General features: G+C 66.0%; 22 protein-coding genes and 1 tRNA gene. 18 read left to right on the top strand and 5 right to left on the bottom strand.

What is annotated here, in order from left to right:
* Window positions 1–96: 96 nt before the first annotated feature.
* The 3 genes from lexA to FGL25_RS09250 all read right to left on the bottom strand — a co-directional run bounded on the left by lexA (window position 97) and on the right by FGL25_RS09250 (window position 6414).
* Window positions 97–801: a transcriptional repressor LexA gene (gene lexA / locus FGL25_RS09260; protein WP_138141532.1), complete on the bottom strand. Its 705-nt coding sequence runs from the start codon at window positions 799–801 to the stop codon at window positions 97–99.
* A 121-nt stretch (window positions 802–922) separates the two neighbouring features.
* Window positions 923–3019: a S9 family peptidase gene (locus FGL25_RS09255; RefSeq protein ID WP_138141531.1), complete on the bottom strand. Its 2097-nt coding sequence runs from the start codon at window positions 3017–3019 to the stop codon at window positions 923–925.
* A 116-nt stretch (window positions 3020–3135) separates the two neighbouring features.
* Window positions 3136–6414, bottom strand: a complete 3279-nt coding sequence (locus tag FGL25_RS09250; RefSeq protein ID WP_138141530.1) for an autotransporter outer membrane beta-barrel domain-containing protein — start codon at window positions 6412–6414, stop codon at window positions 3136–3138.
* Between the two features lie 299 nt (window positions 6415–6713).
* Between FGL25_RS09250 and FGL25_RS09245 the strand changes: the two genes are divergently transcribed.
* Window positions 6714–7964: a glycosyltransferase gene (locus FGL25_RS09245; RefSeq protein WP_128116331.1), complete on the top strand. Its 1251-nt coding sequence runs from the start codon at window positions 6714–6716 to the stop codon at window positions 7962–7964.
* Between the two features lie 153 nt (window positions 7965–8117).
* Here FGL25_RS09245 and FGL25_RS09240 read toward each other — a convergent pair.
* Together FGL25_RS09240 and FGL25_RS09235 are read right to left on the bottom strand one after the other, a co-directional pair.
* Window positions 8118–8194: transfer RNA gene (locus tag FGL25_RS09240), tRNA-Asp, on the bottom strand.
* Between the two features lie 93 nt (window positions 8195–8287).
* The gene (locus tag FGL25_RS09235) at window positions 8288–9904 is read right to left on the bottom strand and encodes an AbgT family transporter (protein WP_138141529.1); all 1617 of its coding nucleotides are present in this window, start codon (window positions 9902–9904) and stop codon (window positions 8288–8290) included.
* A gap of 209 nt (window positions 9905–10113) precedes the next feature.
* On the opposite strand from FGL25_RS09235, the gene FGL25_RS09230 reads away from it, so the two are divergent.
* The 17 genes from FGL25_RS09230 to nuoN all read left to right on the top strand — a co-directional run bounded on the left by FGL25_RS09230 (window position 10114) and on the right by nuoN (window position 25356).
* Entirely contained in the window at window positions 10114–10491 is a 378-nt protein-coding gene (locus FGL25_RS09230; protein ID WP_003164585.1) for an NADH-quinone oxidoreductase subunit A, read from the top strand.
* Entirely contained in the window at window positions 10461–11060 is a 600-nt protein-coding gene (locus FGL25_RS09225) for a NuoB/complex I 20 kDa subunit family protein (RefSeq protein ID WP_087141646.1), read from the top strand. Before FGL25_RS09230 ends, FGL25_RS09225 begins: the two co-directional genes overlap by 31 nt.
* A complete protein-coding gene (locus FGL25_RS09220; protein WP_138141528.1) occupies window positions 11057–11680 on the top strand; it encodes an NADH-quinone oxidoreductase subunit C in 624 nt (207 codons plus the stop codon). Before FGL25_RS09225 ends, FGL25_RS09220 begins: the two co-directional genes overlap by 4 nt.
* A gap of 17 nt (window positions 11681–11697) precedes the next feature.
* Entirely contained in the window at window positions 11698–12951 is a 1254-nt protein-coding gene (locus tag FGL25_RS09215; protein ID WP_040346605.1) for an NADH-quinone oxidoreductase subunit D, read from the top strand.
* Complete coding sequence (gene nuoE, locus FGL25_RS09210; RefSeq protein WP_040345150.1) at window positions 12948–13622, top strand: NADH-quinone oxidoreductase subunit NuoE; 675 nt, start codon at window positions 12948–12950, stop codon at window positions 13620–13622. The genes FGL25_RS09215 and nuoE overlap by 4 nt, the downstream gene beginning before the upstream one ends.
* Window positions 13622–13891 carry a hypothetical protein gene (locus FGL25_RS09205; RefSeq protein WP_040345153.1) on the top strand — a complete coding sequence of 90 codons (270 nt, stop codon included), beginning with the start codon at window positions 13622–13624 and terminating at the stop codon, window positions 13889–13891. Before nuoE ends, FGL25_RS09205 begins: the two co-directional genes overlap by 1 nt.
* A 6-nt stretch (window positions 13892–13897) precedes the next feature.
* Window positions 13898–15211 carry an NADH-quinone oxidoreductase subunit NuoF gene (gene nuoF, locus FGL25_RS09200; RefSeq protein ID WP_138141527.1) on the top strand — a complete coding sequence of 438 codons (1314 nt, stop codon included), beginning with the start codon at window positions 13898–13900 and terminating at the stop codon, window positions 15209–15211.
* Between the two features lie 5 nt (window positions 15212–15216).
* Window positions 15217–17262 carry an NADH-quinone oxidoreductase subunit NuoG gene (gene nuoG / locus FGL25_RS09195; protein WP_088411529.1) on the top strand — a complete coding sequence of 682 codons (2046 nt, stop codon included), beginning with the start codon at window positions 15217–15219 and terminating at the stop codon, window positions 17260–17262.
* A gap of 3 nt (window positions 17263–17265) precedes the next feature.
* Window positions 17266–18342 carry an NADH-quinone oxidoreductase subunit NuoH gene (gene nuoH / locus FGL25_RS09190; RefSeq protein WP_138141526.1) on the top strand — a complete coding sequence of 359 codons (1077 nt, stop codon included), beginning with the start codon at window positions 17266–17268 and terminating at the stop codon, window positions 18340–18342.
* A complete protein-coding gene (locus FGL25_RS09185) occupies window positions 18342–18569 on the top strand; it encodes a hypothetical protein (protein ID WP_046653601.1) in 228 nt (75 codons plus the stop codon). Before nuoH ends, FGL25_RS09185 begins: the two co-directional genes overlap by 1 nt.
* Window positions 18566–18781 carry a hypothetical protein gene (locus FGL25_RS09180; protein ID WP_040345160.1) on the top strand — a complete coding sequence of 72 codons (216 nt, stop codon included), beginning with the start codon at window positions 18566–18568 and terminating at the stop codon, window positions 18779–18781. Before FGL25_RS09185 ends, FGL25_RS09180 begins: the two co-directional genes overlap by 4 nt.
* A complete protein-coding gene (gene nuoI, locus FGL25_RS09175) occupies window positions 18781–19272 on the top strand; it encodes an NADH-quinone oxidoreductase subunit NuoI (RefSeq protein ID WP_040345161.1) in 492 nt (163 codons plus the stop codon). Before FGL25_RS09180 ends, nuoI begins: the two co-directional genes overlap by 1 nt.
* Window positions 19273–19385: 113 nt before the next feature.
* Window positions 19386–20012 carry an NADH-quinone oxidoreductase subunit J gene (locus tag FGL25_RS09170; RefSeq protein ID WP_138141525.1) on the top strand — a complete coding sequence of 209 codons (627 nt, stop codon included), beginning with the start codon at window positions 19386–19388 and terminating at the stop codon, window positions 20010–20012.
* Window positions 20012–20320, top strand: coding sequence for an NADH-quinone oxidoreductase subunit NuoK (gene nuoK, locus FGL25_RS09165; protein WP_003164596.1), 309 nt, complete (start codon window positions 20012–20014; stop codon window positions 20318–20320). Before FGL25_RS09170 ends, nuoK begins: the two co-directional genes overlap by 1 nt.
* Before the next feature lie 14 nt (window positions 20321–20334).
* Window positions 20335–22413 carry an NADH-quinone oxidoreductase subunit L gene (nuoL, locus tag FGL25_RS09160; RefSeq protein ID WP_197733874.1) on the top strand — a complete coding sequence of 693 codons (2079 nt, stop codon included), beginning with the start codon at window positions 20335–20337 and terminating at the stop codon, window positions 22411–22413.
* A 5-nt stretch (window positions 22414–22418) separates the two neighbouring features.
* Window positions 22419–23906, top strand: a complete 1488-nt coding sequence (locus FGL25_RS09155) for an NADH-quinone oxidoreductase subunit M (RefSeq protein WP_088412126.1) — start codon at window positions 22419–22421, stop codon at window positions 23904–23906.
* A 7-nt stretch (window positions 23907–23913) separates the two neighbouring features.
* Entirely contained in the window at window positions 23914–25356 is a 1443-nt protein-coding gene (nuoN, locus tag FGL25_RS09150) for an NADH-quinone oxidoreductase subunit NuoN (RefSeq protein ID WP_046653599.1), read from the top strand.
* Window positions 25357–25360 lie beyond the last annotated feature (4 nt).

Here is a 25360-nt window from a genome sequence, read left to right as displayed (position 1 = left end):
CAGATGAGGCTAGATTACAGGCAAACTTCCAGACGACCCGCTTGAAGCCAAAGCACTGGATCCCGGCGTCCGGCGGGACGAGCGGGGATGGGGGCCTCAGTGATAGCGGCGCAGCAGGCCGACCAACTTGCCCTGAACCTCGACCTGATCAGGGCCGAAGATGCGGGTCTCATAGGCGCTGTTGGCGGGCTCCAGCGCGATGGACTGGCCCTTCTTGCGCAGGCGTTTCAGCGTGGCTTCCTCGCCCTCGACCAGGGCGACGACGATCTCGCCGGAAGAGGCGTTCTCCATCCGCTTGATGATGACCGTGTCGCCGTCGAGGATGCCGGCCTCGATCATGGAGTCGCCCTCGATTTCGAGCAGGTAGTGCTCGCCTGCGCCCAGCATGGCTTCGGGGACGGGCAGGCGCTCGCGTTCGTGCTGGATGGCGGCGATGGGGGTGCCGGCGGCGATCTTGCCCAGCAGGGGCAGGTCACGCACGTCGTTGGCGGCCTCGGCGAAGGCGGGGCGAGGGTTCAGGCCGCCGCCCTGGATCACGTCAGGCTTGAAGGGCGCGCGTCCCTTGGCCGGGGCGGCGGTCGTCGCCTGTTCGGGCAGTTTGACCACTTCCAGCGCGCGGGCGCGGTGGGCGAGGCGACGGATGAAGCCGCGTTCCTCCAGCGCCGTGATCAGGCGGTGGATGCCGGACTTGGACGCCAGGTCCAGCGCCTCCTTCATCTCGTCGAAGGACGGCGAAACGCCCGTCTCCCGGATGCGCTCGTGAATGAACATCAGGAGTTCGTGCTGTTTCTTCGTGAGCATGGCGCAGAATCCAGAACAAGGCGTGAACCGTTGATGATGTTCTGTAAGTGTTCTGGTTAAAAGTCAACTAACGCCACGCTGAACCCCCGCGCCCGCCGCATGACGGGCGCGGGGCCGGGTCTTATTGCGCCGGAGCGGCCGGTGCGCCGTCCTTGTAGCGCGCGAACCATTCGATCATGGCGTTCATGCGGGCGGCGTTCTGGGACGGGCGGACGGCCAGGCTGTGGCCGACGCCGGGGATCTTCACCAGGGCCGTTGGCACGCCGCGCAGCTGCAGGGCGGTGTAGTACTGCTCCGACTCGCTGACGGGTGTGCGATAGTCCTCGTCGCCGACGACGACCATGGTCGGAGTCTTGACGTTGCCGACCAGCGATAGGGGGGACCGGCGCCAGTAGGCCTCCGGGTTCTCCCAAGGATATTCGCCGAACCAGTAGCGGGCGAAGAAGGCCGGGTTGTCGGCCGTCAGCACGAAGCTGGCCCAGTCGATGACCGGCTTCTGGACGACGGCCGCCTTGAAGCGGTCGGTCTTGCCGACGATCCAACTGGTCAGCACGCCGCCGCCCGAACCGCCGGTGACGAACAGCCTGTTCGGGTCGGCGATCCCCTGAGCGATGACGGCGTCGACGCTGCTGATCAGGTCGTCATAGTCGTTCGACGGATAGTTGTGGTGGATCAGGTTGGCGAACTCGTCCCCATAGGAGGTCGAGCCGCGCGGGTTGACCGACAGCACCGCATAGCCCGCAGCGGCGAACAACTGGTTGTCGGTGGCGAAGTGGGGGCCGTAGGCGGCGAACGGGCCGCCGTGGATTTCCAGCACCAGCGGATAGCGCTGGCCCTCGACATAGTCGGCCGGCAGGGTCAGCCAGCTTTCGACCGCGCGTTGATCGTGGGAGGAGGCGACCTGGATGCGGCGCACCTCGCCCAGCCGGCGGGCGCTGAGGAAGTCGGCGTTCAGGCGGGTCAGCTGGGTGCTGCGGCCGCCCTTCAGGACGTGGACGTCGGCCGGACGCGCAGGCGTGCCGCGCGTATAGGCGATGGCGCCGTCGTCGGCCACGGTGAAGCCGCCGCCGGTGTAGGGGCGGCCGAAGTCGTCGCCGGTCAGATCCTCGATCAGGGTGGTGACGGCGCCGTCCATCGACACGCGGGCGACCTTGGTGCGGCCCTGATCGTCATAGGCGACGTAGACTGAGCGGCCGTCGCGGCTCCACACCGGAGACTGGACCGAGCGGTCGAGGCTCTCGGTCAGGGCGCGGCTGTTCGAGCCGTCGGCGTCCATCACATAGAGGCGGGTGTTGTGATAGCCCATCCGCTTGTCGTCATAGCCCAGGTAGGCGATGCGGCGGCCGTCGGGCGAGGCGACGGGCGCATTGTCAGGCCCGGCGCGGCTGGTCAGGGCGGTCAGGCCGCCGGTCTGGACATCCAGGGCGAAGACTTCGCTGTCGGCGGCTTCGCGCTGCCAGTCGGGGCGACGGTTGGCGCTGAGGTAGAGGGTGCGGGAATCGGCCGACCAGGACAGGCCGCCGCCGTGGTGGAAGTCGCCGTGCGTCAGCTGGCGCGCGCCGCCGCCCTGAGACCCGACGACGAAGACGTGGCGGAAGCCGGGCTTCAGATAGCCCTGGCCGTCGGAGCGGTAGGAGACGCTGTCGATGATCTCCAGCGGCGGCGCCCACTGGGCGCCCTCGGGCTTGGCCAGGGGCGAGCCGATCTTGGGTTTCTCGCCGGGGACCAGGACGGAATAGGCCAACTGCTCGCCGTTGGGCGACCAGCTGACGCTGGACGGGGTGTTGGGCAGGTTGGTGACGCGGACCGATTCACCCGACGCCATCCAGCGCACGAACAACTGGGGCGCGCCGCCCTCGGCGCTGGAGATGTAGGACAGGCGCGTACCATCCGGCGACCAGCGCGGCTGGCGATGTGAACCGACCGAGGCGACCAGGGGCGAATGACGGCCGGTCTTCACGTCGATCAGCCAGATGGTCGGGCGCATCCGGTCGGTCATGATGTCGGCCGTCTGGCGGACATAGGCGATCTGCCCGCCGTCTGGACTGATCTGGGCGTCGGAGGCGACCTCCATGCCGAACAGGTCTTGCGCGGTGAACAGGCCGCGGTCGGCGGTCGGCAGGCTGGGCGCGGCGGCTGGCTGGACGGCGGTTTGCGCCATCGCGGGCGCGTGGGCGCTGAGGATCAGGGCGCAGGCCGCCCAGGCGAACTTGTTCATATGAAACCCCCTCTGGTTTGGAGGGATCATAGAAAGGCGCGAGGGGGCGGCAAGATAGGGAAAGGGCCGCCGGAACGAATCCGGCGGCCCTTTTTCATTCGTGTTCCGAAGAAAAGTCAGAACTTGAAGCTGGCCCGCAGCAGCAGGGTGTAGCGGACGTAGTCTTCCAGCAGTTCGGCGTCGCCCGTGACGGCCAGCATGCCCAGATCGTTGCCGACGTTCAGACGGAAGCCCAGGATCGGACCGCCGCCCTCGATGCTGGCGGGCGTCAGGGTGAAGGCGTCGCCGCCCGAAGCCAGGCGGGCGATGGTGGTCCCGGCGTCGACCGAGAAGTTCTGACGCCAGCCCAGACGGACCTCGGGGCGGATCCAGCCGTCCTTGCCGAAGCCGTAGCCGATGTTCACCGCAGCCACGCCCGAGAAGATGTGGCCGTCGCGTTCGTCGATCTTCAGATCGAAGCCGTCGCCGCCGCCCTTTTCGGTACGAGCGTCCTCGCTCAGCGAGAAGTATTCGACATAGGCCTCGGGGCGGATGTTCAGGCGGCCGAAGTGACGCTCGTACGACGCGCCCCCGGCGGCGGCCAAGGTCAGGCCGTGCCAGTCGGACTCGTTCTTCAGATTGATGCCGTCGGCGACCAGTTTGCGCGTGGCGCTGAAGGAGGCGTAGCCGCCGGCCGCGCGCGCCCAGGTCGTCCAGTACTGGCCTTGAGCGCGCCAGTAGAGGCCCAGCTCCAGCAGGTTGGCCGACAGGACTTCTTCAGCTGCCGCTTCGGGGTCTTCCAGATCTGACGAGGTGAAGGCCGCCGTCAGGCCGAAGGCGCCCATGTCGGTGCCGCGCTCGACACCGCCCGCCAGGCCGAAGCCTTCCGAACGGAAGCCGTATGTGTCGGTCTTGTCCTTGTCGGCGTAGAAGTTGATCTCCTGCACCCAGGCGCTGGTTTCGCCCGGCGTCGCGGCGGCGTTGCGGCCGGTCAGGGCGCGGGTCACGGCGTCGACGCCGCTGGCCAGCGACAGCAGCGGACCGCCCGAGTGGTCGGGCAGCAGTTGCTGATAGATGTTGAAGAAGCCGTCGCGGTCGGTCTGGTTCAGCATGGCCGCGCGGATCAGCTCATTGTCGGCCAGGCCGGCGTAGAGCACGTCATAGGCGGCGGCCTCGGCCTTGATCATGCCGGCTTCTTCCGCCGTGCGGCGACGGGCGTCGACCGTCAGCTTGCCGGCGGCGTCATCGACGTTGGCCTTGACCACGAAGGCGTAGGGCGAGTTGGACTGAAGCAGGTCCTGGTCGATGGCGCCGACGTTCAGGTCGCCCGCCTCGATGATGGTGAAGGACGTCGGATCCTGGATCAGGGAGTTGAAGCGAACGCCCAGGCCCGCGCCGTCGGCCAGGTCGGCGCTGCCGCTGACTTTGAAGCCGCCGTTGGCGTTGTTGGCGGGGTCCAGGGTGACGATCAGATTACCGTCGGCGCCGACGTTCAGGTCGCTGACCTGAAGCTGACCCGTATGACGCGCATCCAGCGTGCCCTTAGAGACGTCGATGTCCAGTTGGCCGTCGCCGTTGGACAGCTTGCCGGTCACCACGGCGCCGCCGCTGATGGACAGGCGGTCGGCGCCGGTTCCGAAGGAGATGTCGCCGGTCACCGTGCCGTTGCGGATGTCCAGCACATCGGCGCCCGAACCCAGGCGGATGTCGCCGCGGATGGCGGGTTCATTGGCGTCGGGCACGCCGTCCTTGTCGGCGTCCGGCAGCTTGTGGTCGGGAATGACCACGCCATCCTGCACCAGGGTGACGCCCGTGCTGTTGGCGCTGACGTCCACGGCGATGGCCGAGCCGGTCTGGGCCACGTCCTTTTCAGGGTTGGCGACCGCCAGAATCCTGCCGGTGTTGTTGATCGAAGTCAGCGTGCCGGATTGATCGCGCACGGCGACGGCGTCGCTCTTGGAGCCGTTCACGCCCGCCGACAGGGTGCCGGAGTTGCTGAGCGAAGAGACGTTGGCGCCTTGAGTGATCAGCACGCCCGCGGCCACATTGGCCTCGGAACCCGCCGAGACGCTCTGAATCGTGCCGGAGTTGACGATGCTGGGAACCGTCGCGCCCGCGCCGACCAGCACGCCGGTGCTGTCGCCCGTGTTCGCCGTGGCGGTGATCGTGCCCTGGTTCTTCAGGCCGCCGGCCACGCTGACCGTCTGGCCCGTGCCGCCGATCTGAACGGCGGCGGCGTCGACGTTCTTGTAAACGCCGGCGGCCTCGATGGCGCCGCGGTTGATCAGCCCATAGGCGTTGTCGCCGGTTCCGACCGCGCCCAGTGTGATGGCCTTGTCGGCCGAGCCGACCAACAACGCCGGCGCGCCGCCGAAGGAGCGGATGGAGGCCGTCGTTTCCTGAGCGTCGGGAATGCCGTCGCCGTCGCGGTCGTCGTCCTCGCGGTTCTTCTTGCCGTCGCCGTCGTCGTCCTCGTCGCCGTTCTTGACGCCGTCGCCGTCGTCGTCTCCCTCGATTCCGCCGGCCCCATAGGACGGCGCAGTGTCGAACAGAACGCCCTTGGCGACGTCGCCCGCGATGCGGACAGCCGGGCCGCCTTGCAGCAGGTCGTCGGCGTCCAGGTTCTCGAGATAGGTCGCGCCTTCACGGGGTTGGCCCGTGGTCGGCTTAGATGGGGGCGCCGTGGTGTAGCGATAGCCGGTGCTGGTGACGGCCCCTTGAATCTTGACCGCGCCGTCGACGGCTCCGTCAATGGCGACGCCGACCGCGTTTTCGCCGACGGCGGCGACGCTGCCCAGGAGGGTGACGTCGCCCGTGATGTCGCCGGTCGTATGGATGCCGTAGGTGTCATTGCCGACGACGCTGATCTGGCCCTGGCTGAAGAGGTTGCCGGTCAGCGGGGCCTCGACGGTCAGGCCCGACGAATTGTTGCCCTCGACCTTGATCGAGCCGGACGATTCGATGCGGATGTTTCCGACCAGCGGGGCCGAGCCCGTGACGCGGACGCCGTGACGGTTCGTGCCGTCGGCGAACGGGCCGTCCAGGTCGCCGTCCTTGTCGTCGTCCTTATACTCCTCGATGGAGTCGGTGATGTTGATGGCGCCGCCGATGGTGACGTCGCCGGTATTGCCGCCGTTGACCAGGACGCCCGTGGCGCCGTCGGCGGACTTGAGCATGTCGATCTTGGAGCCGGCGTCCAGCTTCACGTCATTGCTGGAATTCAGCGTCACGGCGGCGCCCGAGGTCACGGTGATCGAACCGCCGTTGGCGAGCCGAACGTCGTCGGGAGCGCCGTTGTTGGCGGTCGCGGTGCTGATGGGCGTCGTCCGCCCGTTGGAGATGACCTGTTCAGCCTGAACGCCGGAAGCGACCAGCAGGGGAGCGATCGCAACAGCGCTCGCGAGCAAGATACGCATTCGTAAGAAACCCCTCGTGGTCGCACGCGCAAGGATTGAAGGCGACCCTCCTATCAGGGTCCACGCCCGCACGCCCCAAGTTTCTCGAATTTGAGGCGAATGCAAGACCGGCCGTAGGGAGATCAACCTGAACGGCAGATGAAAAGCGGCGGCGGGCGAGTGGAAAGCAGCGGCCTCTTGAGCGTGACGGTTGCAAGCGGTAGGGGCCGAAAAGCACGGTGAAGATTAACCGGGCCCGTCGCATCCAAAGCCGGAGCTTTAGCGTTAACGTGAAGAACGACAGGCAGAAGGTCCACCGCATGAGCGCGAGCCATATCGACGTCCAGGAAAGCGAGCTGAGGCTGTTTCCCGGCCTGGATGAAGAGGTGGCCGACACCTTGCGAGCGATGAAGGCGGCGGCTGCTGATTCCCGCCCGCGCATGGTCGACACCACCATGCTGTTCGCGCCGCGCTCCGGCGGGGTGAAGCGCTATCTGCTGTCGAAGAAGGCCTGGCTGGAGGCCAATCGGCCGGGCGTGGCGCACAACCTGGTGGTTCCCGGCGCAGGATACCGGGCGGAGCCGGACGGCGTCGTCCGTCTGCATGCGCCCAAGCTGCCGTTCGGCGACGGCTATCGTTGGCCCAGTTCCGTGCGCCGCTGGGGCGCCTGGGTGTCGTCGCTCAACCCTACGCTGATTGAGGCGGGCGATCCCTATACGCCGGGCCAGGGCGCGCTGGAGGCGGGCCAGAGAGTCGGCTGTCCGGTCGTCGGCTTCTGCCACTCGGATCCGGCGGCGCTGGCGGCGCTGCATTTCGGCGAATGGGCCAAGAAGCCGGTTGAGAAGCGCTGGGCCAAGCTGTTCTCGCAATTCGATCGGGTCGTCTCGCCCAGCCGATTCATCGCTCAGCGTCTGGAAGAAGCGGGCGTGGGCGGCATTGCGATTCGTCCGCTGGGCGTCGAGGTCGACACCTTCCACCCGGATCGCCGGGATCGCGATTGGCTGTTGAAGCGGCTGGGACTGGGCGCCGACGCCCGACTGCTGTGCTTCGCCGGGCGTCCGGCCAAGGAAAAGAACGTCGGCGTCCTGATCGACGCGGTGCAGCGCCTGGGCGCGCCCTATCATCTGGTGCTGGTCGGCGCGGGGGCGGGGATGCCGCCTGAGGAACGGGTCATCTCCCTGCCGTATGAGAAGGATCCGCGCGCCGTGGCCCGCATCATCGCCAGCTGCGACGCCTTCGTGCACGCCAACGACAAGGAGCCGTTCGGCCTGATCGTGCTGGAGGCGATGGCCTGCGGCCGGGCCGTGGTCGGCGTTAATGCGGGCGGCGTCGCCGAGACGGTGGATGAGAGCGTGGGACAACTGGCCGCCTCGGCTGATCCGGTCGATTACGCCGAGGCCATCGAGGCCCTGTTCGCGCGCGACGTGGAGGCTCTGGGCCAGGCGGCGAGGGTCAAGGCGGTCGAGCAGTTCGCCTGGAACCGCGTGTTCGAGGATCTGACCATGCTTTACGGCGAACTGACCGGGAAGGCCGAGTTCGTCACGCCGCAAGAGGCGCTGCCGATCAACTAGCCGTCTGCTGTGGTCGCCCTCGGGCTCGTCCCGAGGGCTTGAGGCCGGACATGGCGGAACAGACGCGCGAAAGCTGCGTCTGCGATCAATCTCGATTTTCTGAGAGGGGAGAGGGAAGGGCGGTGCGCCACTCCCTCAGATCCCTGAGAGGAGTGGCGCGAGTGACGGGGCTCGAACCCGCGACCTCCGGCGTGACAGGCCGGCACTCTAACCAACTGAGCTACACCCGCGTTCCCATCCGAAGCGCTGTGCGCCGCGGCGAGGCGCGTCGTTTAGGCGGGGCCGCGCCGCACGTCAAGCGACGCGGCTGTGGATAAATCAAATCATCTCGCCGAGGGGGCTGCGGCGGCCTGCGGCGGGGCTACGGGACCGGCGATTCCGCCGTCTGCGGGCAGTTGCGAGGCCGTGGCGGGCGGCGGCGGTTCGTAGTGGACGCCCACGCCCGGCCCCAGCGGCAGATCCAGCGCCACCCAGGACGCCACCATGATCAGGCCTGCGATCAGGAAGGCCCCGGCGTAGGGCAGCATGGTCGCCATCAGCGAGCCCAGGCCGAACTTCGGATCCCAGCGCTGGGCGAAGGTCAGGATCAGCGGGAAGTAGCTCATCAGCGGCGTGGCGATGTTGGTGACGGAATCGCCCATGCGATAGGCGGCGGTCGTCATCTCGGGGCTGATGCCCAGCAGCATGAACATGGGCACCACGATGGGCGCCAGGGCCGACCACTTGGCCGAAGCCGAACCGATGAACAGGTCGAAGACGCAGGACACCAGCACCACCACGATCAGCAGCAGCGGCGTGGGCAGGGCCAGTTCGCGCAGGGAGGCCGCCGCGTTGACCGCCAGGATCGGCCCCAGGCCCGACCAGTTGAACATGGCGACGAAGTGAGCGGCGAAGAAGGCCAGGACGATGTAGGGGGCCAGTTGGCTGATCCCCTCGCGCATCATGCGAACCAGATCGTGGTGGGTCTTGATCGAGCCTGAGCCTGCGCCGAAGGCCGCGCCCGCCATGAAGAAGGTCAGGGCGAAGAAGGCGACCAGAGAGCGGTACAGGGGATTGAAGCGCTGTTCCGGCTCGGCGTCGGCGTCGACGAAGGGCGAGCCGGGCAGGAAGGTCACGACCGTCCAGACGGCGATCATGGCCAGGATGGTCAGGCCCGCCCAGGCCAGGCCGCGTTTTTCGGCAGCGGTGAGGGGCGTCTTCTCCTCGGCGGCGACCGGGGCGGCGCTATGCGGAAGCCAGGGGCCCAGGCGCGGCTCGATCACCCGGTCGGTCAGGAACCAGACGATGGGGGTGAAGACGATCACCACCCCGACGATGAAGAACCAGTTGCCGGCGATGCTGACGGCGTAGGACGGATCGATCAGGTGGGCGGCTGGCTCGGTGATGCCCAGGATCAGGGCGTCGCTGGCGCCGGGGAACAGATTGCCTGCATAGCCGCCCGAGACGGCGGCGAAGCCGGCGGCCAGACCGGCCAGCGGGTGACGGCCCGCTGCGGCGAAGATGACGGCGGCCAGCGGAATCACCACGACATAGGAGGCGTCCGAGGCGTGGTGCGACACCATGCCGGTGATCACCACGATCGGCGTCAGGATGAAGCGCGGCGCGTTCAGCAGCGCGCCTCGGATCGCCGTGGAGAACAGGCCCGTCCGTTCGGCCACCGAGGCGCCGTAGATGATGGTGATGACGATCCCCAGCGGCGGAAAATCGGCCAGGGTGCGCGGCATGCCGATGAACAGCCGCTCCAGATTGGCGGGCGACAGCAGGCTTTGCGCCTGAAGCACCTCGCCCGTCACCGGATTGACCGCGGACCAGCCCAGGCCCGCGCCGACCAGGCTCAAGGCCACCAGGCCCAGGATCAGCCATAGGAATAGGAAAACAGGATCTGGCAGCCGATTGCCGATGCGTTCGATTGAGTTCAGCAGGCGGGCGGCCAGGTTCATGCGCAAGCTCTCGGCTGTGTTGAAGGCGATGACGCATTTCGCGGATCAACGGCATAAGAGGCAATCACGCGGCCTGCGGCAAATCGCCCAAAAAACTGCGAACTGTTCGCAACAAAAAACCTTTGCCGACATGGGTTTGAACCCTGGCGAGGTTGGGTCTAAGAAGCCCCGAATCCGCCCCCTACCTCCCGGCGGGCGAGGCAGCTCGAATGAACGAATTTCTTCTAGAATATCTTCCGATCGTCGTTTTCCTGGGCATCGCCATCGTGCTCGGCGCCGGCTTCATGCTGGCGGCCTGGGTGCTGGCCCCCAAGAACCCCGACACCGAGAAGCTCTCGGCTTATGAGTGCGGCTTCAACGCCTTTGACGACGCGCGCATGAAGTTCGACGTGCGGTTCTATCTGGTGTCGATCCTCTTCATCATCTTCGACCTGGAAATCGCCTTCCTGTTCCCGTGGGCTGTGTCGATGTTCGACCTGTCGCACGGCGGCATGGTCTTCGCCTTCTGGTCGATGATGGTCTTCCTGGGCGTCCTGACGGTCGGCTTCATCTACGAATGGAAGAAGGGAGCCCTGGAATGGCAGTGATCGCCCCCTCCAGTCCTCTGGTCCCCGCCGGCTCGGCTGCGCGTTCGACCGTCGAGGGCTATGATCCCAAGATCCACGACAAGTTCTTTGAGTCCGTCAATACGGAGCTGGGCGAGCGCGGCTTCCTGACGACCTCGCTGGACGATGTCATCACCTGGGCGCGCACGGGCTCGCTGATGTGGATGTCGTTCGGTTTGGCCTGCTGCGCCGTCGAGATGATTCACCTGTCGATGCCGCGCTTCGACCTGGAGCGTTTCGGCACCGCGCCGCGCGGTTCGCCGCGCCAGTCGGACCTGATGATCGTCGCCGGGACGCTGACCAACAAGATGGCTCCGGCCCTGCGCAAGGTCTACGACCAGATGCCGGACCCGCGCTACGTCATCTCGATGGGCAGCTGCGCCAACGGCGGCGGCTACTATCATTATAGCTACAGCGTCGTGCGCGGCTGCGATCGCGTGGTGCCGGTGGACGTTTACGTTCCGGGCTGCCCGCCGACCGCCGAAGCCCTGCTGTACGGCATCCTGCAGCTGCAGAAGAAGATCCGCCGCACGGGGACCATCGAGCGATGAGCGAACTGGTGCGCGTTGCGGAGCGCGAATCCGCCCTGACGCCCCTGGGCACGGAAATGGTCGCGGCGCTCGGCGTCGAGGCTGTGGTGGCCTATGGCGAACTGACCCTGATCGCCCAGCGCGAGAAGATCGTCGAGGTCATGACGGCCCTGCGCGATCAGTTCGGCTTCCAGCAGTGCATGGATGTCTGCGGCGCCGACTACCCCGACCGCGCCGAGCGGTTCGAGGTCGTCTATCACCTGCTGTCGCTGACGCGCGCCGCGCGCGTTCGCGTCAAGGTGTCGACCGATGACGTCAAGCCGGTCCCCAGCGTATCGTCGGTCTATCCGTCGGCCGGCTGGTTCGAGCGTGAAGCCTTCGACATGTACGGCATGATCTTCTCGGATCACCCGGACATGCGCCGCATCCTGACCGACTACGGCTTCCAGGGGCACCCGCTGCGCAAGGACTTCCCGATGACGGGCTATGTCGAGGTCCGCTACGACGAAGAGCAGAAGCGCATCGTCTATGAGCCGGTGAAGCTGACGCAGGAATTCCGCAACTTCGACTTCCTGTCTCCGTGGGAAGGCGCCGACTATCCGACCGTCCTGCCGGGCGATGAAAAGGCGGGAGCGCAGTAATGGCCGACGTCAAGAACATGCCCGCGCCGCTGGGCGCCGCCATCGACCCGTTCGAGGACTATGAAGACGGCCTGACCCCGCACGCGCGGGCGATGGACGACCGCAAGTTCACCATCAACTTCGGCCCGCAGCACCCGGCCGCGCACGGCGTGCTGCGCCTGGTGCTGGAGCTGGACGGCGAGCTGGTCACGCGCGTCGATCCGCATATCGGTCTGCTGCACCGCGGCACCGAGAAGCTGATGGAGGCGCGCACCTACCTCCAGAACATCCCCTACCTGGACCGGCTGGACTACGTCTCGCCGATGAACCAGGAGCACGCCTTCTGCCTGGCCATCGAGCGGTTGCTGGGTCTGGACGTGCCGTATCGCGGCCAGCTGATCCGGGTTCTGTATTCGGAGATGGGCCGCATCTTGAACCACCTTCTGAACGCGACCATGCAGGCCATGGACGTGGGCGCCCTGACCCCGCCGCTGTGGGGCCACGAAGAGCGCGAGAAGCTGATGGTCTTCTACGAGCGGGCCTGCGGCGCCCGTCTGCACGCCAACTACTTCCGCCCGGGCGGCGTCCACCAGGATCTGACGCCTGAGCTGATCGACGACATCGGCCGCTGGTGCGCCGAGTTCCCGGCCAAGCTGGCGGACATCGAAAGCCTGGTCACCGAAAACCGCATCTTCAAGCAGCGCAACGTCGACATCGGCGTGGTGTCCAAGGAGAACGCCCTGGCGTGGGGCTTCTCGGGCGTCATGCTGCGCGGCTCGGACATCGCCTGGGATCTGCGCAAGGCCCAGCCGTACGACTGCTACGCCGACATGGAATTCGACATCGCCGTCGGCAAGAACGGCGACTGCTGGGACCGCTACCTTGTCCGCGTCGAAGAGATGCGCCAGTCGGTGCGCATCATGGAGCAGTGCATCCACAAGCTGCGCAACTGCCCCGGCGAGCCGGTCTTGTCGGAAGACCACAAGGTCACGCCGCCGCGTCGCGGTGAGATGAAGCGTTCGATGGAAGCGCTGATCCACCACTTCAAGCTCTACACCGAGGGCTTCAAGACGCCGGAAGGCGAGGTCTATGCGGCCGTCGAAGCGCCCAAGGGCGAGTTCGGCGTCTATCTGGTGTCGGACGGCACCAACAAACCCTACCGCGTCAAGCTGTCGGCCCCCGGCTTCCGTCACCTGCAGGCGATGGACTGGATGAACCGCGGCCACATGCTGGCGGACGTGTCCGCCATCCTCGGCTCGCTCGACATGGTGTTCGGAGAAGTGGACCGATGAGCGTTCGTCGTCTGGCCAAGGAGCAACCAGCCTCTTTCGAGTTTTCGAAGGAGACGATGGACAAGGCTCAGTGGTGGATCAAGAAATACCCGGAATCGCGTCGCCAGTCGGCCGTGATCCCGATCCTGTGGCTGGTCCAGAAGCAGGAAGGCTGGGTGTCCGAGCCGTCGCTGCGCGCTGTCGGCGAGCTGCTGGGCATGGCCTATATCCGGGTGCTGGAGGTCGCGACCTTCTACACCATGTTCCAGCTGACGCCGGTCGGCACGGCCGCGCTGATCCAGGTGTGCGGCACCACGCAGTGCATGCTGCGCGGCTCCAACGATCTGATGCGCGTCTGTCGCGAGAAGATCGGCCCCAAGGACGAGCTGTCCGCCGACGGCCGCTTCACCTGGCAGGAGATCGAGTGCATCGGCGCCTGCTCGAACGCGCCGGTGGCCCAGATCAACGACCTCTATTACGAAGACCTGACGCCTGAAAACATGGCTCAGATCATCGACGACTTCGCCGCGGGCAAGACGCCCAAGCCGGGCAGCTATGTCGGCCGTCACACGTCCGAGCCGCAGGGCGGCGCGCGGACGCTGACCGACCCGGCATTGTACGACGGTTCGGCCGCCAAGAAGATCAAGAAGCTGCCGAACTCGGAGCCCGTCGCTGAAAAGGCGCCGGTCTGATGGGGCGGCCGAATCTCGAGACAGAAGCGGGCAGGGCGGCCTATCGGGCCGAGCTGCGTCGCGTCGGCTGGCGCCCGCGGTGGGCGGGGCTGGCCTGTATCGTGGTTGCGGCCGCATTGGTTTTGTTCGCACGTGAAGGCCGTTTCGGCCTGACAGACAACGCGGTGATGGCGGCCTATGGCCTGTTGGCCGTCGGATGGGTGCTGGTGATCTACGCCGTCTTCCAGCGCACCCGCCATCATAAACGCCGCATGGCGGAAGGACTTTAAGGGATCATGGTCGGCATCCTCCAAGACAGGGATCGGATCTTCACCAACCTCTATGGCTTCCACGACTGGGGCCTTGAGGGTGCGAAGAAGCGCGGCGCGTGGAACGCCACCAAGGACATGCTGGACCTTGGCCGCGATTGGATCATCACCAACGTCAAGAACTCGGGGCTGCGCGGACGCGGCGGCGCCGGTTTCTCGACCGGCCTGAAGTGGTCCTTCATGCCCAAGGAAGTGAAGGATCGCCCTCACTACCTGGTCATCAACGCCGACGAGTCCGAGCCCGCGACGTGTAAAGACCGCGAGATCATGCGTCATGATCCGCAACTGCTGATCGAAGGCGCCCTGATCGCCTCCTTCGCCATGCAGGCCCACGCCTGCTACATCTACCTGCGCGGCGAATACATCCTCGAGCGCGAGCGCATGGAAGCCGCCGTCAAGCAGGCCTATGAGGCCAAGCTGATCGGTGACGACAACGTCCACGGCTGGGACTTCCACGTCTATATCCACCACGGCGCCGGGGCCTATATCTGCGGCGAAGAGACGGCCCTGCTGGAAAGCCTGGAAGGCAAGAAGGGCCAGCCGCGTCTGAAGCCGCCGTTCCCGGCGGGCGCAGGTCTGTACGGCTGCCCGACGACCGTGAACAACGTGGAATCGATCGCCGTGGTCGGCACCATCCTGCGTCGCGGCGCGGACTGGTTCGCCGGCTTCGGTCGCCCGAACAACACCGGCACCAAGCTGATGTCGCTGTCGGGCCACGTGAACACGCCCTGCGTGGTCGAAGAGGCCATGTCGATCCCGCTGCGCCAGTTGATCGAGGATCACGGCGGCGGCGTGCGCGGCGGCTGGGAAAACCTGAAAGCCATCATTCCGGGCGGCGCGTCCTGCCCGGTCATCACGCGCGAACAGGCTGAAGTCGCGCTGATGGACTTCGATTCCATGCGCGAAATGCGCTCGTCGCTGGGCACCGCCGGCGTCACGGTCATGGATCAGTCCACCGACATCGTGAAGGCGATCGCCCGCATCAGCTACTTCTTCAAGCACGAGAGCTGCGGCCAGTGCACGCCGTGCCGTGAAGGCACCGGCTGGATGTGGCGCGTGCTGGAGCGTATGGCGATCGGCGACGCCGATCCGTCGGAGATCGACCTGCTGCTCGACGTGGCCGGTCAGGTCGAAGGTCACACCATCTGCGCCCTCGGCGACGCCGCCGCCTGGCCCGTTCAGGGCCTGATCCGGCACTTCCGTCACGAGATTGAAGAGCGCATCCACACCTACCGCAGCCGCCGCGCGAACTTCGCCGGCCACGCGATCGCGGCGGAGTAATCGTAATGCCTATCGCCAAGGTCAACGGCGTTGAAGTCGAGTTCGAACCGGGCATGACCGTGCTGCAGGTCGCCGAGCGCGCCGGGCAGGAAATCCCGCGGTTCTGCTACCACGAGCGCCTGTCCATCGCCGGCAACTGCCGCATGTGCCTGGTCGAGGTGAAGCCTGGACCGCCGAAGCCGCAGGCTTCGTGCGCGCTGCCGGCCGCTGACGGTCAGGAGATCTTCACCGACACGCCGATGGTGAAGAAGGCCCGCGAAGGGGTGATGGAGTTCCTGCTCATCAACCACCCGCTGGACTGCCCGATCTGCGACCAAGGCGGCGAGTGCGACCTGCAGGATCAGGCCGTCGGCTACGGCCGTGACGGTTCGCGCTACGGCGAGAACAAGCGCGCGGTCGAAGAAAAGAACATGGGCCCGACGGTCAAGACGTTCATGACGCGCTGCATCCAGTGCACGCGTTGCGTCCGCTTCATCACCGAAGTGGCGGGCGTGCCGGACATCGGCATGATCTCGCGCGGCGAAAGCGCCGAGATCACGACCTATCTGGAAAAGAACATCGACAGCGAACTGTCGGGCAACGTCAACGACCTGTGCCCGGTGGGCGCCCTGACGCACCGCCCGTGGCAGTATCACTACCGCCCGTGGGAGTTGAAGAAGACCGAGACCATCGACGTGATGGACGCGCTCGGCTCGAACATCCGCGCCGACTCGCGCGGCGCCGAGGTCATGCGCGTCCTGCCGCGCGTGAACGAGGGCATCAACGAGGAGTGGCTGTCGGACAAGAGCCGCTACGCCGTCGACGGCCTGCAGGCGCGTCGTCTGGACCGTCCGTGGGTGCGTGAGAACGGCAAGCTGCGTCCGGCGTCTTGGGACGAGGCCCTGTCGGTCGTGGCGGACAAGCTGAAGGCGGCCCCGGCCGACCGCATCGGCGCCATCGCAGGCGACCTTCAGGACGCCGAGTCGATGAAGGCGACGCTGGACCTGTTCCGCGCACTGGGCTCCGCCAACACGGACTGCCGTCAGGACGGCGCCGCGCTGGGCGGCGAGGCTCGCGAGGGCTGGTTGTTCAACTCCGGCCTGCAAGGCATTGAAAACGCTGACGCCATTCTGATCGTCGGCGCCAATCCGCGCACGGAAGCACCGCTGCTGAACGCGCGCATCCGCAAGACCTGGCTGAAGGGCGGCGTCGAAGTCGGCGTCATCGGCCCGCAAGCTGACCTGACCTATGACTACGCCTGGCTGGGCGCCGGTTCGAAGACCCTGGGCAAGCTGCCCAAGGCTGCGACCGACTTCCTGACCAAGGCTGAACGTCCGGCGATCATCGTCGGCGCGGGCGCCCTGACGGGCGAAACCGGTCCGGCCGTGCTGAACGCCCTGGGCGCGCTGGCCAAGAAGGTCGGCGTGGTCAAGGACGGCTGGAACGGCTTCAACGTCCTGCACAGCGCCGCCGCGCGCGTCGGCGGTCTGGACATGGGCTTCTTGCCGGGCGAGGGCGGTCTGGATGTCGCCGGCATGCTGAAGCCGGGCGCGCTGGACGTTCTGTTCCTGCTGGGCGCCGATGAGGTGAATGCCGATGCGTCGGGCGCCTTCCGCGTCTATCTGGGTTCGCACGGCGACCGCGGCGCGCACGGCGCGGACGTGATCCTGCCGGGCGCGGCCTACACCGAGAAGTCGGGCCTGTACGTCAACACCGAGGGCCGGGTGCAGATGGCCGAGCGCGTGGTCTTCCCGAAGGGCGAGGCCAAGGACGACTGGGCCATCATCCGCGCCCTGTCGGAGCGTGTCGGCTGCAAGCTGCCGTTCGACACCCTGGAGCAACTGCGTACGAAGCTGATGGGCGACCATCCGACCTTCGGCCGCATCGACTATCTGGCCCCCGCCGCGACGTTCGACGTCGCCAAGCTGGGCGCCAAGGGAGACCTGGGCGACGTCGCCTTCGTCTCCGTCATCGCCGATCCCTACCTGACCAACCCGATCGCGCGCGCCAGTGAAACCATGGCCCAACTGTCCGCTGAGCGGACGGCGCCGGTCGCCCTGGCGGCGGAGTAAGACATGGACGCTGCGACTTCCTTCTGGGCCACCCCCGTCGGCTGGACCCTCGCCACTCTGGGCGGGATCCTGCTGGTCGTGGTCGGCATTCTGATCTCCCTGGCCTTCCTGCTGCTGGCCGACCGCAAGATCTGGGCGGGCGTTCAGCTGCGCAAGGGTCCGAACGTGGTCGGCCCCTTCGGCCTGCTGCAGTCCTTCGCCGACTTCTTCAAGTTCGTGCTGAAGGAGATCGTCATCCCGGCCGGGTCGGACAAGGTGGTCTTCATCCTGGCCCCGCTGATCAGCTTCGTCCTGGCCTTCATCGCCTGGGCGGTGATCCCGTTCGCGCCGGGCTGGGTGGTGTCGGACCTGAACGTCGGCATCCTGTACATCCTCGCGATCAGCTCGCTGGGCGTCTACGGCATCATCATGGGCGGCTGGGCTTCGAACTCGAAGTATCCGTTCCTGGGCTCGCTGCGTTCGGCGGCGCAGATGGTGTCCTATGAGGTCTCGATGGGCCTCATCATCATCAACGTCATCCTGCTGGCCGGGACGATGAACCTGACCGAGATCGTGACCCAGCAACAGGGTTGGATCTGGAACTGGAACGCCTTCGGCGGCGGCCTCGAGACCCTGCCGACGATCATCGTCATGCTGCCGATGACCATCGTCTTCTTCATCTCGGCCCTGGCCGAGACCAACCGCCCGCCGTTCGACCTGCCCGAAGCGGAATCGGAACTGGTGGCCGGTTATCAGGTCGAATATTCCTCGACCCCCTACCTGCTGTTCATGATCGGCGAATACGCCAACATCGTCTTCATGTGCGCCATGATCACCCTGCTGTTCTGCGGCGGGTGGAATCCGGGCTTCCCGACCGACTTCCTGAACAGCGTCCCGGCCTTCGTCGCCAACCTGTTTTACCTGGCGGTCTTTGCCATGAAGGTGGTCTTCTGGTTCTTCATGATCGCCCTGGTGAAGGCTTTCGTGCCCCGCTACCGCTATGACCAGCTGATGCGCCTGGGCTGGAAGATCTTCCTGCCGGCCTCGTTGGTCGCCGTGGTCTTCGTGGCGGCGTGGCGCGTGTTCGCGGTGGGCGGCTGATGGGCGGTTACGCCACATTCCTGATCGCGCTGGCGCTCGCCGCCGGCCTGTCGGCCTGCACCTTCAAGCCGATGGATCCGGCTGCGCCCGAGACCGCGTCCGCGCGTCTCGAGCGGCTGGACCGCGAGCGGGGAGAGGAGGCGGACAAGCGCGCCTATTGCCAACGTCTGTCGCGGGACGATCCGCGCTTCAGCAGGGACGGCTGCGAACGCCGGATCGGCGGATGAAGACGAAAGCAGCAGCCCTGATGTTCGCCCTGGCCGCACCCATGCTGGCGTCGGCCTGCGCGCCCTATGAGGCCGACCCGGTGTCGGTCTATCAGTGGGAGCGCAAGGTGCAGGAAATCGAACGGCGCGAGGCGGAACGCCAGCGCCTTTGCCAGACCCTCGACAAGGAAAGCGCCCGCTATGAACGCGAGTGCGCCGGAGTGAAATCGTAATGCTGACCCGTATCGTTCAGGCGGCCAAGGGCGCGATGCTGACCGACGTGTTCGGCGCCGTCGGCCTGTCGATGAAGTACATGATGAAGCCGAAGGCGACGGTGAACTATCCGTTCGAGCGCAACCCGCAGTCGCCGCGCTTCCGTGGCGAACATGCGCTGCGCCGCTATCCGAACGGCGAAGAGCGCTGCATCGCCTGCAAGCTGTGCGAGGCCATCTGCCCCGCCCAGGCCATCACCATCGAGGCCGAACCGCGCGCCGACGGCAGCCGCCGCACGACGCGCTACGACATCGACATGGTCAAATGCATCTACTGCGGCCTGTGCCAGGAGGCCTGCCCGGTGGACGCCATCGTCGAGGGGCCGAACAGCGAGTTCGCCACCGAGACCCGAGAAGAACTGCTCTATGACAAGGCGCGCCTGCTGGACAACGGCGACCGCTGGGAGCGTCTGATCGCGAAGAATCTGGAACTCGACGCTCCGTATCGCTAAACGGAGCGGCGATTCCGCCACGCTGACCCTGACCTTCGGGCCGGGGCCGATTTTGGAAGGGTCCGGGGTTTCCCCTCGGGCCATTGGTTTTGAAGAGGGGCGTCGTCCCGCACATGTTGCAAGGCCTGGCCTTCTATCTTCTGGCGACGGTCGCCGTGGTTTCCGCCCTTCTGGTGGTGACCGCGCGCAATCCCGTGCACTCCGTTCTCTGGCTGATCCTGACCTTCTTCTCGGCGGCCGGTCTGTTCGTTCTGTTGAGCGCCGAGTTCCTGGCGATGCTGCTGGTCGTCGTCTACGTCGGCGCCGTGGCGGTGCTGTTCCTGTTCGTCGTCATGATGCTGGACGTCGACTTCGTGAAGCTGCGCGAAGGATATGCGCGCTACCTGCCGCTGGCGGGCATCGTGGCGGGCGTGCTGCTGGCCGAGATGATCATGGTGTCGATCACCGTCGTTCAGGGCGGCGCCGCCAGGGACGCGACCTCGCCGGTTCCGGCCGGGCCTGACGTCACCAATATCGAGACGATCGGCCGCGTGCTCTACACGGACTACGTCTACTTCTTCCAGGCGGCGGGCGTGGTCCTGCTGATCGCCATGATCGGCGCCATCGTCCTGACCCTGCGTCACCGTCCGGGCGTGCATCGCCAGGATTTGGCGGCCCAGGCCAACCGCGAGCGCGCCAAGGCCGTCGAGGTCAAGTCCGTGACCACGGGCCAGGGCGTCACCCCCGAGGAGCTTCTGTAATGGATATCTCGCTCCAGCATTATCTGGCGGTCGCCGCCATGCTGTTCACCATCGGCGTCTTCGGCATCTTCGTGAACCGCAAGAACGTCATCATCATCCTGATGTCGGTCGAGATGATCCTGCTCGCGGTGAACATCAACTTCGTGGCCTTCTCGACCCACCTGAACGACGTGTCGGGTCAGCTGATGGCCATGTTCGTCCTGACCGTCGCCGCGGCCGAGGCCGCCGTCGGCCTGGCCATTCTCGTGACCTTCTTCCGTAACCGCGGCGACATCGCGGTCGACGACGCCTCCGTGATGAAGGGCTGATCGGAACCGTGACTATCCAGACTCTCGTCACTCTCGGCGTCTTCGCCCCCCTGCTGGGGGCCATGATCGCCGGCTTCTTCGGTCGCCGGATCGGCGACGTCGCCTCGCAGGCCGTCACCACGGGCCTGCTGTTCTTCTCGTGCGCGGTCTCCTGGATCGTGTTCAGCCAGTGGACCTGGGGCGGGCTGGAAGCCTTCACCGTGCACCTGGCGCCGTTCATCCATGTCGGCGAGTTCCAGTCGAACTGGTCGATCCGCGTTGACGCCATGTCGGCGGTCATGCTGATCGTGGTGACGTCGGTGTCGTCGCTGGTTCACCTCTATTCCTGGGGCTACATGAAGGAGGACGACAGCCGTCCTCGCTTCTTCGCTTATCTGTCGCTGTTCACCTTCATGATGCTGGCGCTGGTGACGGCGGCCGACTTCCTGCAGATGTTCTTCGGCTGGGAAGGCGTGGGCCTGGCGTCCTATCTGCTGATCGGTTTCTGGTACAAGAAGCCCTCGGCCACCGCCGCCTCGATCAAGGCCTTCGTGGTCAACCGCGTCGGCGACTTCGGCTTCCTGCTCGGCATGATGACCGTGTTCTGGATGTTCGGCACGATCGAGTTCGCCAAGCTGTTCCCGCTGATCGCCGGCAAGGCCGGGACGGGCTGGGAATTCCTGGGCCACACCTGGTCGGCGCTGGATCTGGCCGGTCTGCTGCTGTTCATCGGCGCCATGGGCAAGTCGGCGCAGTTCTTCCTGCACACCTGGCTGCCGGACGCGATGGAAGGTCCGACGCCCGTGTCGGCCCTGATCCACGCGGCCACCATGGTTACGGCCGGCGTCTACATGGTCTGCCTGCTGTCGCCCCTGTATGAGCACGCGCCCGTCGCGTCGCAGTTCATCGCCATCATCGGCGGCGTCACGGCCATCTTCGCCGCGACCGTCGGCATGATGCAGAACGACATCAAGCGGGTGATCGCCTATTCGACCTGTTCGCAGCTGGGCTACATGTTCTTTGCGGCGGGCGTCGGCGCCTATCAGCCCGCCATGTTCCACCTTTTCACGCACGCCTTCTTCAAGGCCCTGCTGTTCCTGGGCGCCGGTTCGGTGATCCACGGCATGCACCATGAGCAGGACATGCGGAAGATGGGCGGCCTGGTGAAGCTTCTGCCTTGGACCTACGGGACCATGATGATCGGCACCATCGCCATCACGGGTCTCGGTATTCCGGGCATTGGCGGCTTCGCGGGCTTCTACTCCAAGGACTCCATCCTCGAGAGCGCCTATGCGGCGGCGACGACAGGCCATTCGGCTGCGGGCATGTTCGCTTTTGTCATCGGCATCTCGGCGGCTCTGCTGACGGCCTATTATTCGTGGCGTCTGGTGTTCATGACCTTCCACAACAAGCCGGTCTGGAAGGAAGAGGAGGGCGCGCACGCCCATCACGGGGACGATCACGCCTCGCACGCTCAGATCGAAACCCATTCGGAGCCGCTGGACGGCGACGATCACGCGCACGACGACCATCACCACGGTCCGCTGAAGCCGCACGAGAGCCCGTTGGTCATGGTGCTGCCGCTGCTGCTGCTTTCGGTCGGCGCGGTGGCCGCGGGCATGATCTTCGCCCCGCACTTCATCGGCCATCATGAGGCCGAGTTCTGGCGCGGCGCCATCTTCGTCGGCGGCGACAACCACGTCCTGCACGAGAGCCACAACGTCCCGACGTGGGTGAAGTGGGCGCCGCTGATCGTGACGCTGCTGGGCACGGCCATCGCCTACTGGCTGTATGTCGTGAAGGAAGGCGCGGCCAAGGAAATGGCCGACCGCAAGGGCCCGCTGTGGACCTTCCTCTACAACAAGTGGTTCTTCGATGAGCTGTATGACGCTGTCTTCGTGAAGGGAGCCAAGGCGATCGGCGACTTCTTCTGGAAGATCGGCGACGTGAAGATCATCGACGGCCTCGGTCCGAACGGCGCGGCCTGGGCTTCGCTGAAGTCGGGCGGCTGGTTGTCCCGGTTCCAGTCCGGTTTCGTCTACTTCTATGCATTCGTGATGCTGATCGGCGTGGCTGCGTTCCTTGCCTTCGCCATCTTCACGTGGGGAGCCTGAGCCTCGTGCCTCACATTCTGAGCATCGTCACCTTCCTGCCGCTTCTCGGCGCGGCCGCGATCCTGGTCGCGCGCCTGCTGAACAAGGGCGGTCAGGACGCCGCGGCCCCGGCCGCCCGCTGGATCGCCCTGATCACCACCATGGTGGTGCTGGCCGTGTCCGTCCTGCTGGTCGCACAGTTCGATCCGTCGAACCCGGCCTATCAGTTCGTCGAGAACTACGCCTGGTTCGCGGGCGCCGGCTATCACCTGGGCGTGGACGGGATTTCGATCCTGTTCGTCCTGCTGACGGCCTTCCTGCTGCCGATCTGCATCGTGGCCAGCTGGAAGTCGATCGAGACGCGCGTCGTCGAATACATGATCGCCTTCCTGATCCTGGAGACCATGGTCATCGGGGTGTTCACCTCGCTGGACCTGTTCCTCTTCTACATCTTCTTCGAAGGCACCCTGGTGCCGATGTATCTGATCATCGGCATCTGGGGCGGCGCCAACCGCATCTACGCAGCGTACAAGTTCTTCCTGTACACTCTGCTGGGATCGGTCCTGATGCTGCTGGCCATGCTGTGGATGGCCCACACGACGGGCACCACCAGCATTCCGGAACTGAAGCAGTACGCCTTCGACCCGGCGGTGCAGCCGCTGTTGTGGCTGGCCTTCTTCGCCTCCTTCGCGGTGAAGATGCCGATGTGGCCGGTGCACACCTGGCTGCCCGACGCCCACGTTCAGGCGCCGACGGCCGGTTCGGTCATCCTGGCCGGCATCCTGCTGAAGCTCGGCGGCTACGGCTTCATCTTGTTCAATATCCCGATGTTCCCGCTGGCGTCGCAGATGTTCACGCCGCTGGTGCTGACGCTGTCGGTCATCGCCGTGGTCTACACCTCGCTGGTCGCCTTCCGTCAGACGGACATCAAGAAGCTGATCGCCTATTCGTCGGTGGCCCACATGGGCTTCGTGACCATGGGCATCTTCGCGGGCAACGACACCGGCGTTCAAGGCGCCGTCTTCCAGATGCTGAGCCACGGCCTGATCTCGGGCGCGCTCTTCCTCTGCGTCGGCGTGGTCTATGACCGGATGCACACCCGTGAGATCGCCTTCTACGGCGGCCTGACGGCGCGGATGCCCTGGTATGCGGCCATCTTCCTGATGTTCACCATGGCCAACGTCGGCCTGCCGGGCACCTCGGGCTTCATCGGCGAAGTGCTGACGATGACGGGCGCCTATCAGGTCTCGACCTGGGCGGCCCTGATCGCGGCCTCGGGCGTGATCTTCTCGGCGGTCTATGCGCTGACGCTGTTCCGCAACGTCATGTATGGCCCGATCACCAATCCGGCGCTGGAAAACATCACCGACATCGACAAGCGCGAACTGCTGATCTTCGTGCCCCTGATCGTCGGCACCATCTGGCTGGGCCTCTATCCCAACGCCGTTCTCGACTACACCGGGCCGACTGTTGAAGCCCTGACCAGCGCCTATCGCGCCGCGATCGGCGGGTGAGACCATAATGCCTGATCTGTCCTCCGCTCTCCAACTCGCCGCCCCGGAGCTGACCCTTGCGGTCGGCGGGCTGGTGCTGCTCATGCTCGGCGCCTTCGCCGGCGAGAAGTCGACGCGCCTGGTCTCGGGCCTGTCGGTGCTGCTGCTGCTGGCGGCGACGGCTCTGGCCGTCGTCGGCCCGCTGGGGTCCGCCTTCAACGGGGCCTATGTGGCCGATCCGCTGGCCGTCTTCGGCAAGGCGGTGATCTTCCTGTCCGCCGCCGTGGCCGTGGTGCTGGGCGACGGCTGGATGCATCGCAACAACATCGCCAAGTTCGAATATCCGATCCTGATCGTGCTGGCTTCGGTCGGCATGGGCATGATGGCGTCGTCGGGCGACCTGATCTCGCTCTACATCGGTATCGAGATGCACTCGCTGGCCCTCTACGTCCTGGCCGCCTATCGCCGCGACGACCTGAAGGCCTCGGAAGCAGGCCTGAAGTATTTCGTCCTGGGCGCCCTGTCGTCGGGTCTGCTGCTGTACGGCGCCAGCCTGATCTACGGTTTCGCCGGTTCGATGCGGTTCGAGGACATCGCCGCCTTCGCCACCGCCAACCCCGGTCCGGGCTTGATCTTCGGCCTGGTCTTCCTGATCTGCGGTCTGGCGTTCAAGGTTTCGGCCGCGCCGTTCCACATGTGGACGCCCGACGTCTACGAAGGCGCCCCGACCCCGGTCGTGGCCCTGTTCTCGACGGCGCCCAAGGTGGCGGCCATGGTGCTGATCATCCGCGTGCTGGTCGAAGGCTTCGGCCTGGCCCATGCGCAGTGGGCGCAGGTGCTGATCCTGATCTCGTTGATCAGCTTCGCTGTCGGCGCCTTCGGCGGTCTGATGCAGAAGGACATCCAGCGCCTGCTGGCCTATTCGTCCATCATCAACATCGGCTACGCCCTGCTGGGCGTGGCGGCGGGCACCCAGGTCGGCGTTCAGGCGACCCTGATGTTCATGACCCTGTATGTCGTGGATCAGATCGGCTTCTTCGCCATCCTGCTGTCGCTGAGCCGCAACGGCCGTCCGATCCGCAAGATCGCCGATCTGGCCGGTCTGAAGAAGGACCGTCCGGTGACGGCCGTCGCCCTGACGATCCTGTCGCTGTCGGCTGTCGGCATTCCGCCGATGTCGGGCTTCTGGGGCAAGTTCTACGTCTTCGGCGCCGCCGCCGATGCGGGCTACTGGATGGCGGGCGCTGCGGGTCTGGTGGCCTCGGTCGTCGCGGCCTTCTACTATCTGCGCATCATCAAGGTGATCTGGTTCGACACGCCTGAGTTCGACGTGACGACGGACAAGGCGCCGGCCGGCGCGCAATGGATCGGCTGGGCGGCTGCGGCCTTCAGCTTCCCCGTGCTGCTGATCGCCCTGACCTGGCTGGAGCCGCTGACGCGCGCGGCTGCTGCGGGCGTCGGGATCGGATAAGGGG

The organism is Brevundimonas vancanneytii (assembly GCF_901421975.1).
Classification (GTDB): domain Bacteria; phylum Pseudomonadota; class Alphaproteobacteria; order Caulobacterales; family Caulobacteraceae; genus Brevundimonas; species Brevundimonas diminuta.
Note: the sequence above shows the minus strand (reverse complement) of the source record. Positions and strands in the feature narration are given on the sequence as shown.

Bases quoted from the DNA above. Each gene is read 5' to 3' on its own strand.
- lexA (WP_138141532.1), bottom strand. From the start codon at position 801: ATGCTCACGAAGAAACAGCACGAACTCCTGATGTTCATTCACGAGCGC.
- FGL25_RS09255 (WP_138141531.1), bottom strand. From the start codon at position 3,019: ATGAACAAGTTCGCCTGGGCGGCCTGCGCCCTGATCCTCAGCGCCCAC.
- FGL25_RS09250 (WP_138141530.1), bottom strand. From the start codon at position 6,414: ATGCGTATCTTGCTCGCGAGCGCTGTTGCGATCGCTCCCCTGCTGGTC.
- FGL25_RS09245 (WP_128116331.1), top strand. From the start codon at position 6,714: ATGAGCGCGAGCCATATCGACGTCCAGGAAAGCGAGCTGAGGCTGTTT.
- FGL25_RS09235 (WP_138141529.1), bottom strand. From the start codon at position 9,904: ATGAACCTGGCCGCCCGCCTGCTGAACTCAATCGAACGCATCGGCAAT.
- FGL25_RS09230 (WP_003164585.1), top strand. From the start codon at position 10,114: ATGAACGAATTTCTTCTAGAATATCTTCCGATCGTCGTTTTCCTGGGC.
- FGL25_RS09225 (WP_087141646.1), top strand. From the start codon at position 10,461: ATGGAAGAAGGGAGCCCTGGAATGGCAGTGATCGCCCCCTCCAGTCCT.
- FGL25_RS09220 (WP_138141528.1), top strand. From the start codon at position 11,057: ATGAGCGAACTGGTGCGCGTTGCGGAGCGCGAATCCGCCCTGACGCCC.
- FGL25_RS09215 (WP_040346605.1), top strand. From the start codon at position 11,698: ATGCCCGCGCCGCTGGGCGCCGCCATCGACCCGTTCGAGGACTATGAA.
- nuoE (WP_040345150.1), top strand. From the start codon at position 12,948: ATGAGCGTTCGTCGTCTGGCCAAGGAGCAACCAGCCTCTTTCGAGTTT.
- FGL25_RS09205 (WP_040345153.1), top strand. From the start codon at position 13,622: ATGGGGCGGCCGAATCTCGAGACAGAAGCGGGCAGGGCGGCCTATCGG.
- nuoF (WP_138141527.1), top strand. From the start codon at position 13,898: ATGGTCGGCATCCTCCAAGACAGGGATCGGATCTTCACCAACCTCTAT.
- nuoG (WP_088411529.1), top strand. From the start codon at position 15,217: ATGCCTATCGCCAAGGTCAACGGCGTTGAAGTCGAGTTCGAACCGGGC.
- nuoH (WP_138141526.1), top strand. From the start codon at position 17,266: ATGGACGCTGCGACTTCCTTCTGGGCCACCCCCGTCGGCTGGACCCTC.
- FGL25_RS09185 (WP_046653601.1), top strand. From the start codon at position 18,342: ATGGGCGGTTACGCCACATTCCTGATCGCGCTGGCGCTCGCCGCCGGC.
- FGL25_RS09180 (WP_040345160.1), top strand. From the start codon at position 18,566: ATGAAGACGAAAGCAGCAGCCCTGATGTTCGCCCTGGCCGCACCCATG.
- nuoI (WP_040345161.1), top strand. From the start codon at position 18,781: ATGCTGACCCGTATCGTTCAGGCGGCCAAGGGCGCGATGCTGACCGAC.
- FGL25_RS09170 (WP_138141525.1), top strand. From the start codon at position 19,386: ATGTTGCAAGGCCTGGCCTTCTATCTTCTGGCGACGGTCGCCGTGGTT.
- nuoK (WP_003164596.1), top strand. From the start codon at position 20,012: ATGGATATCTCGCTCCAGCATTATCTGGCGGTCGCCGCCATGCTGTTC.
- nuoN (WP_046653599.1), top strand. From the start codon at position 23,914: ATGCCTGATCTGTCCTCCGCTCTCCAACTCGCCGCCCCGGAGCTGACC.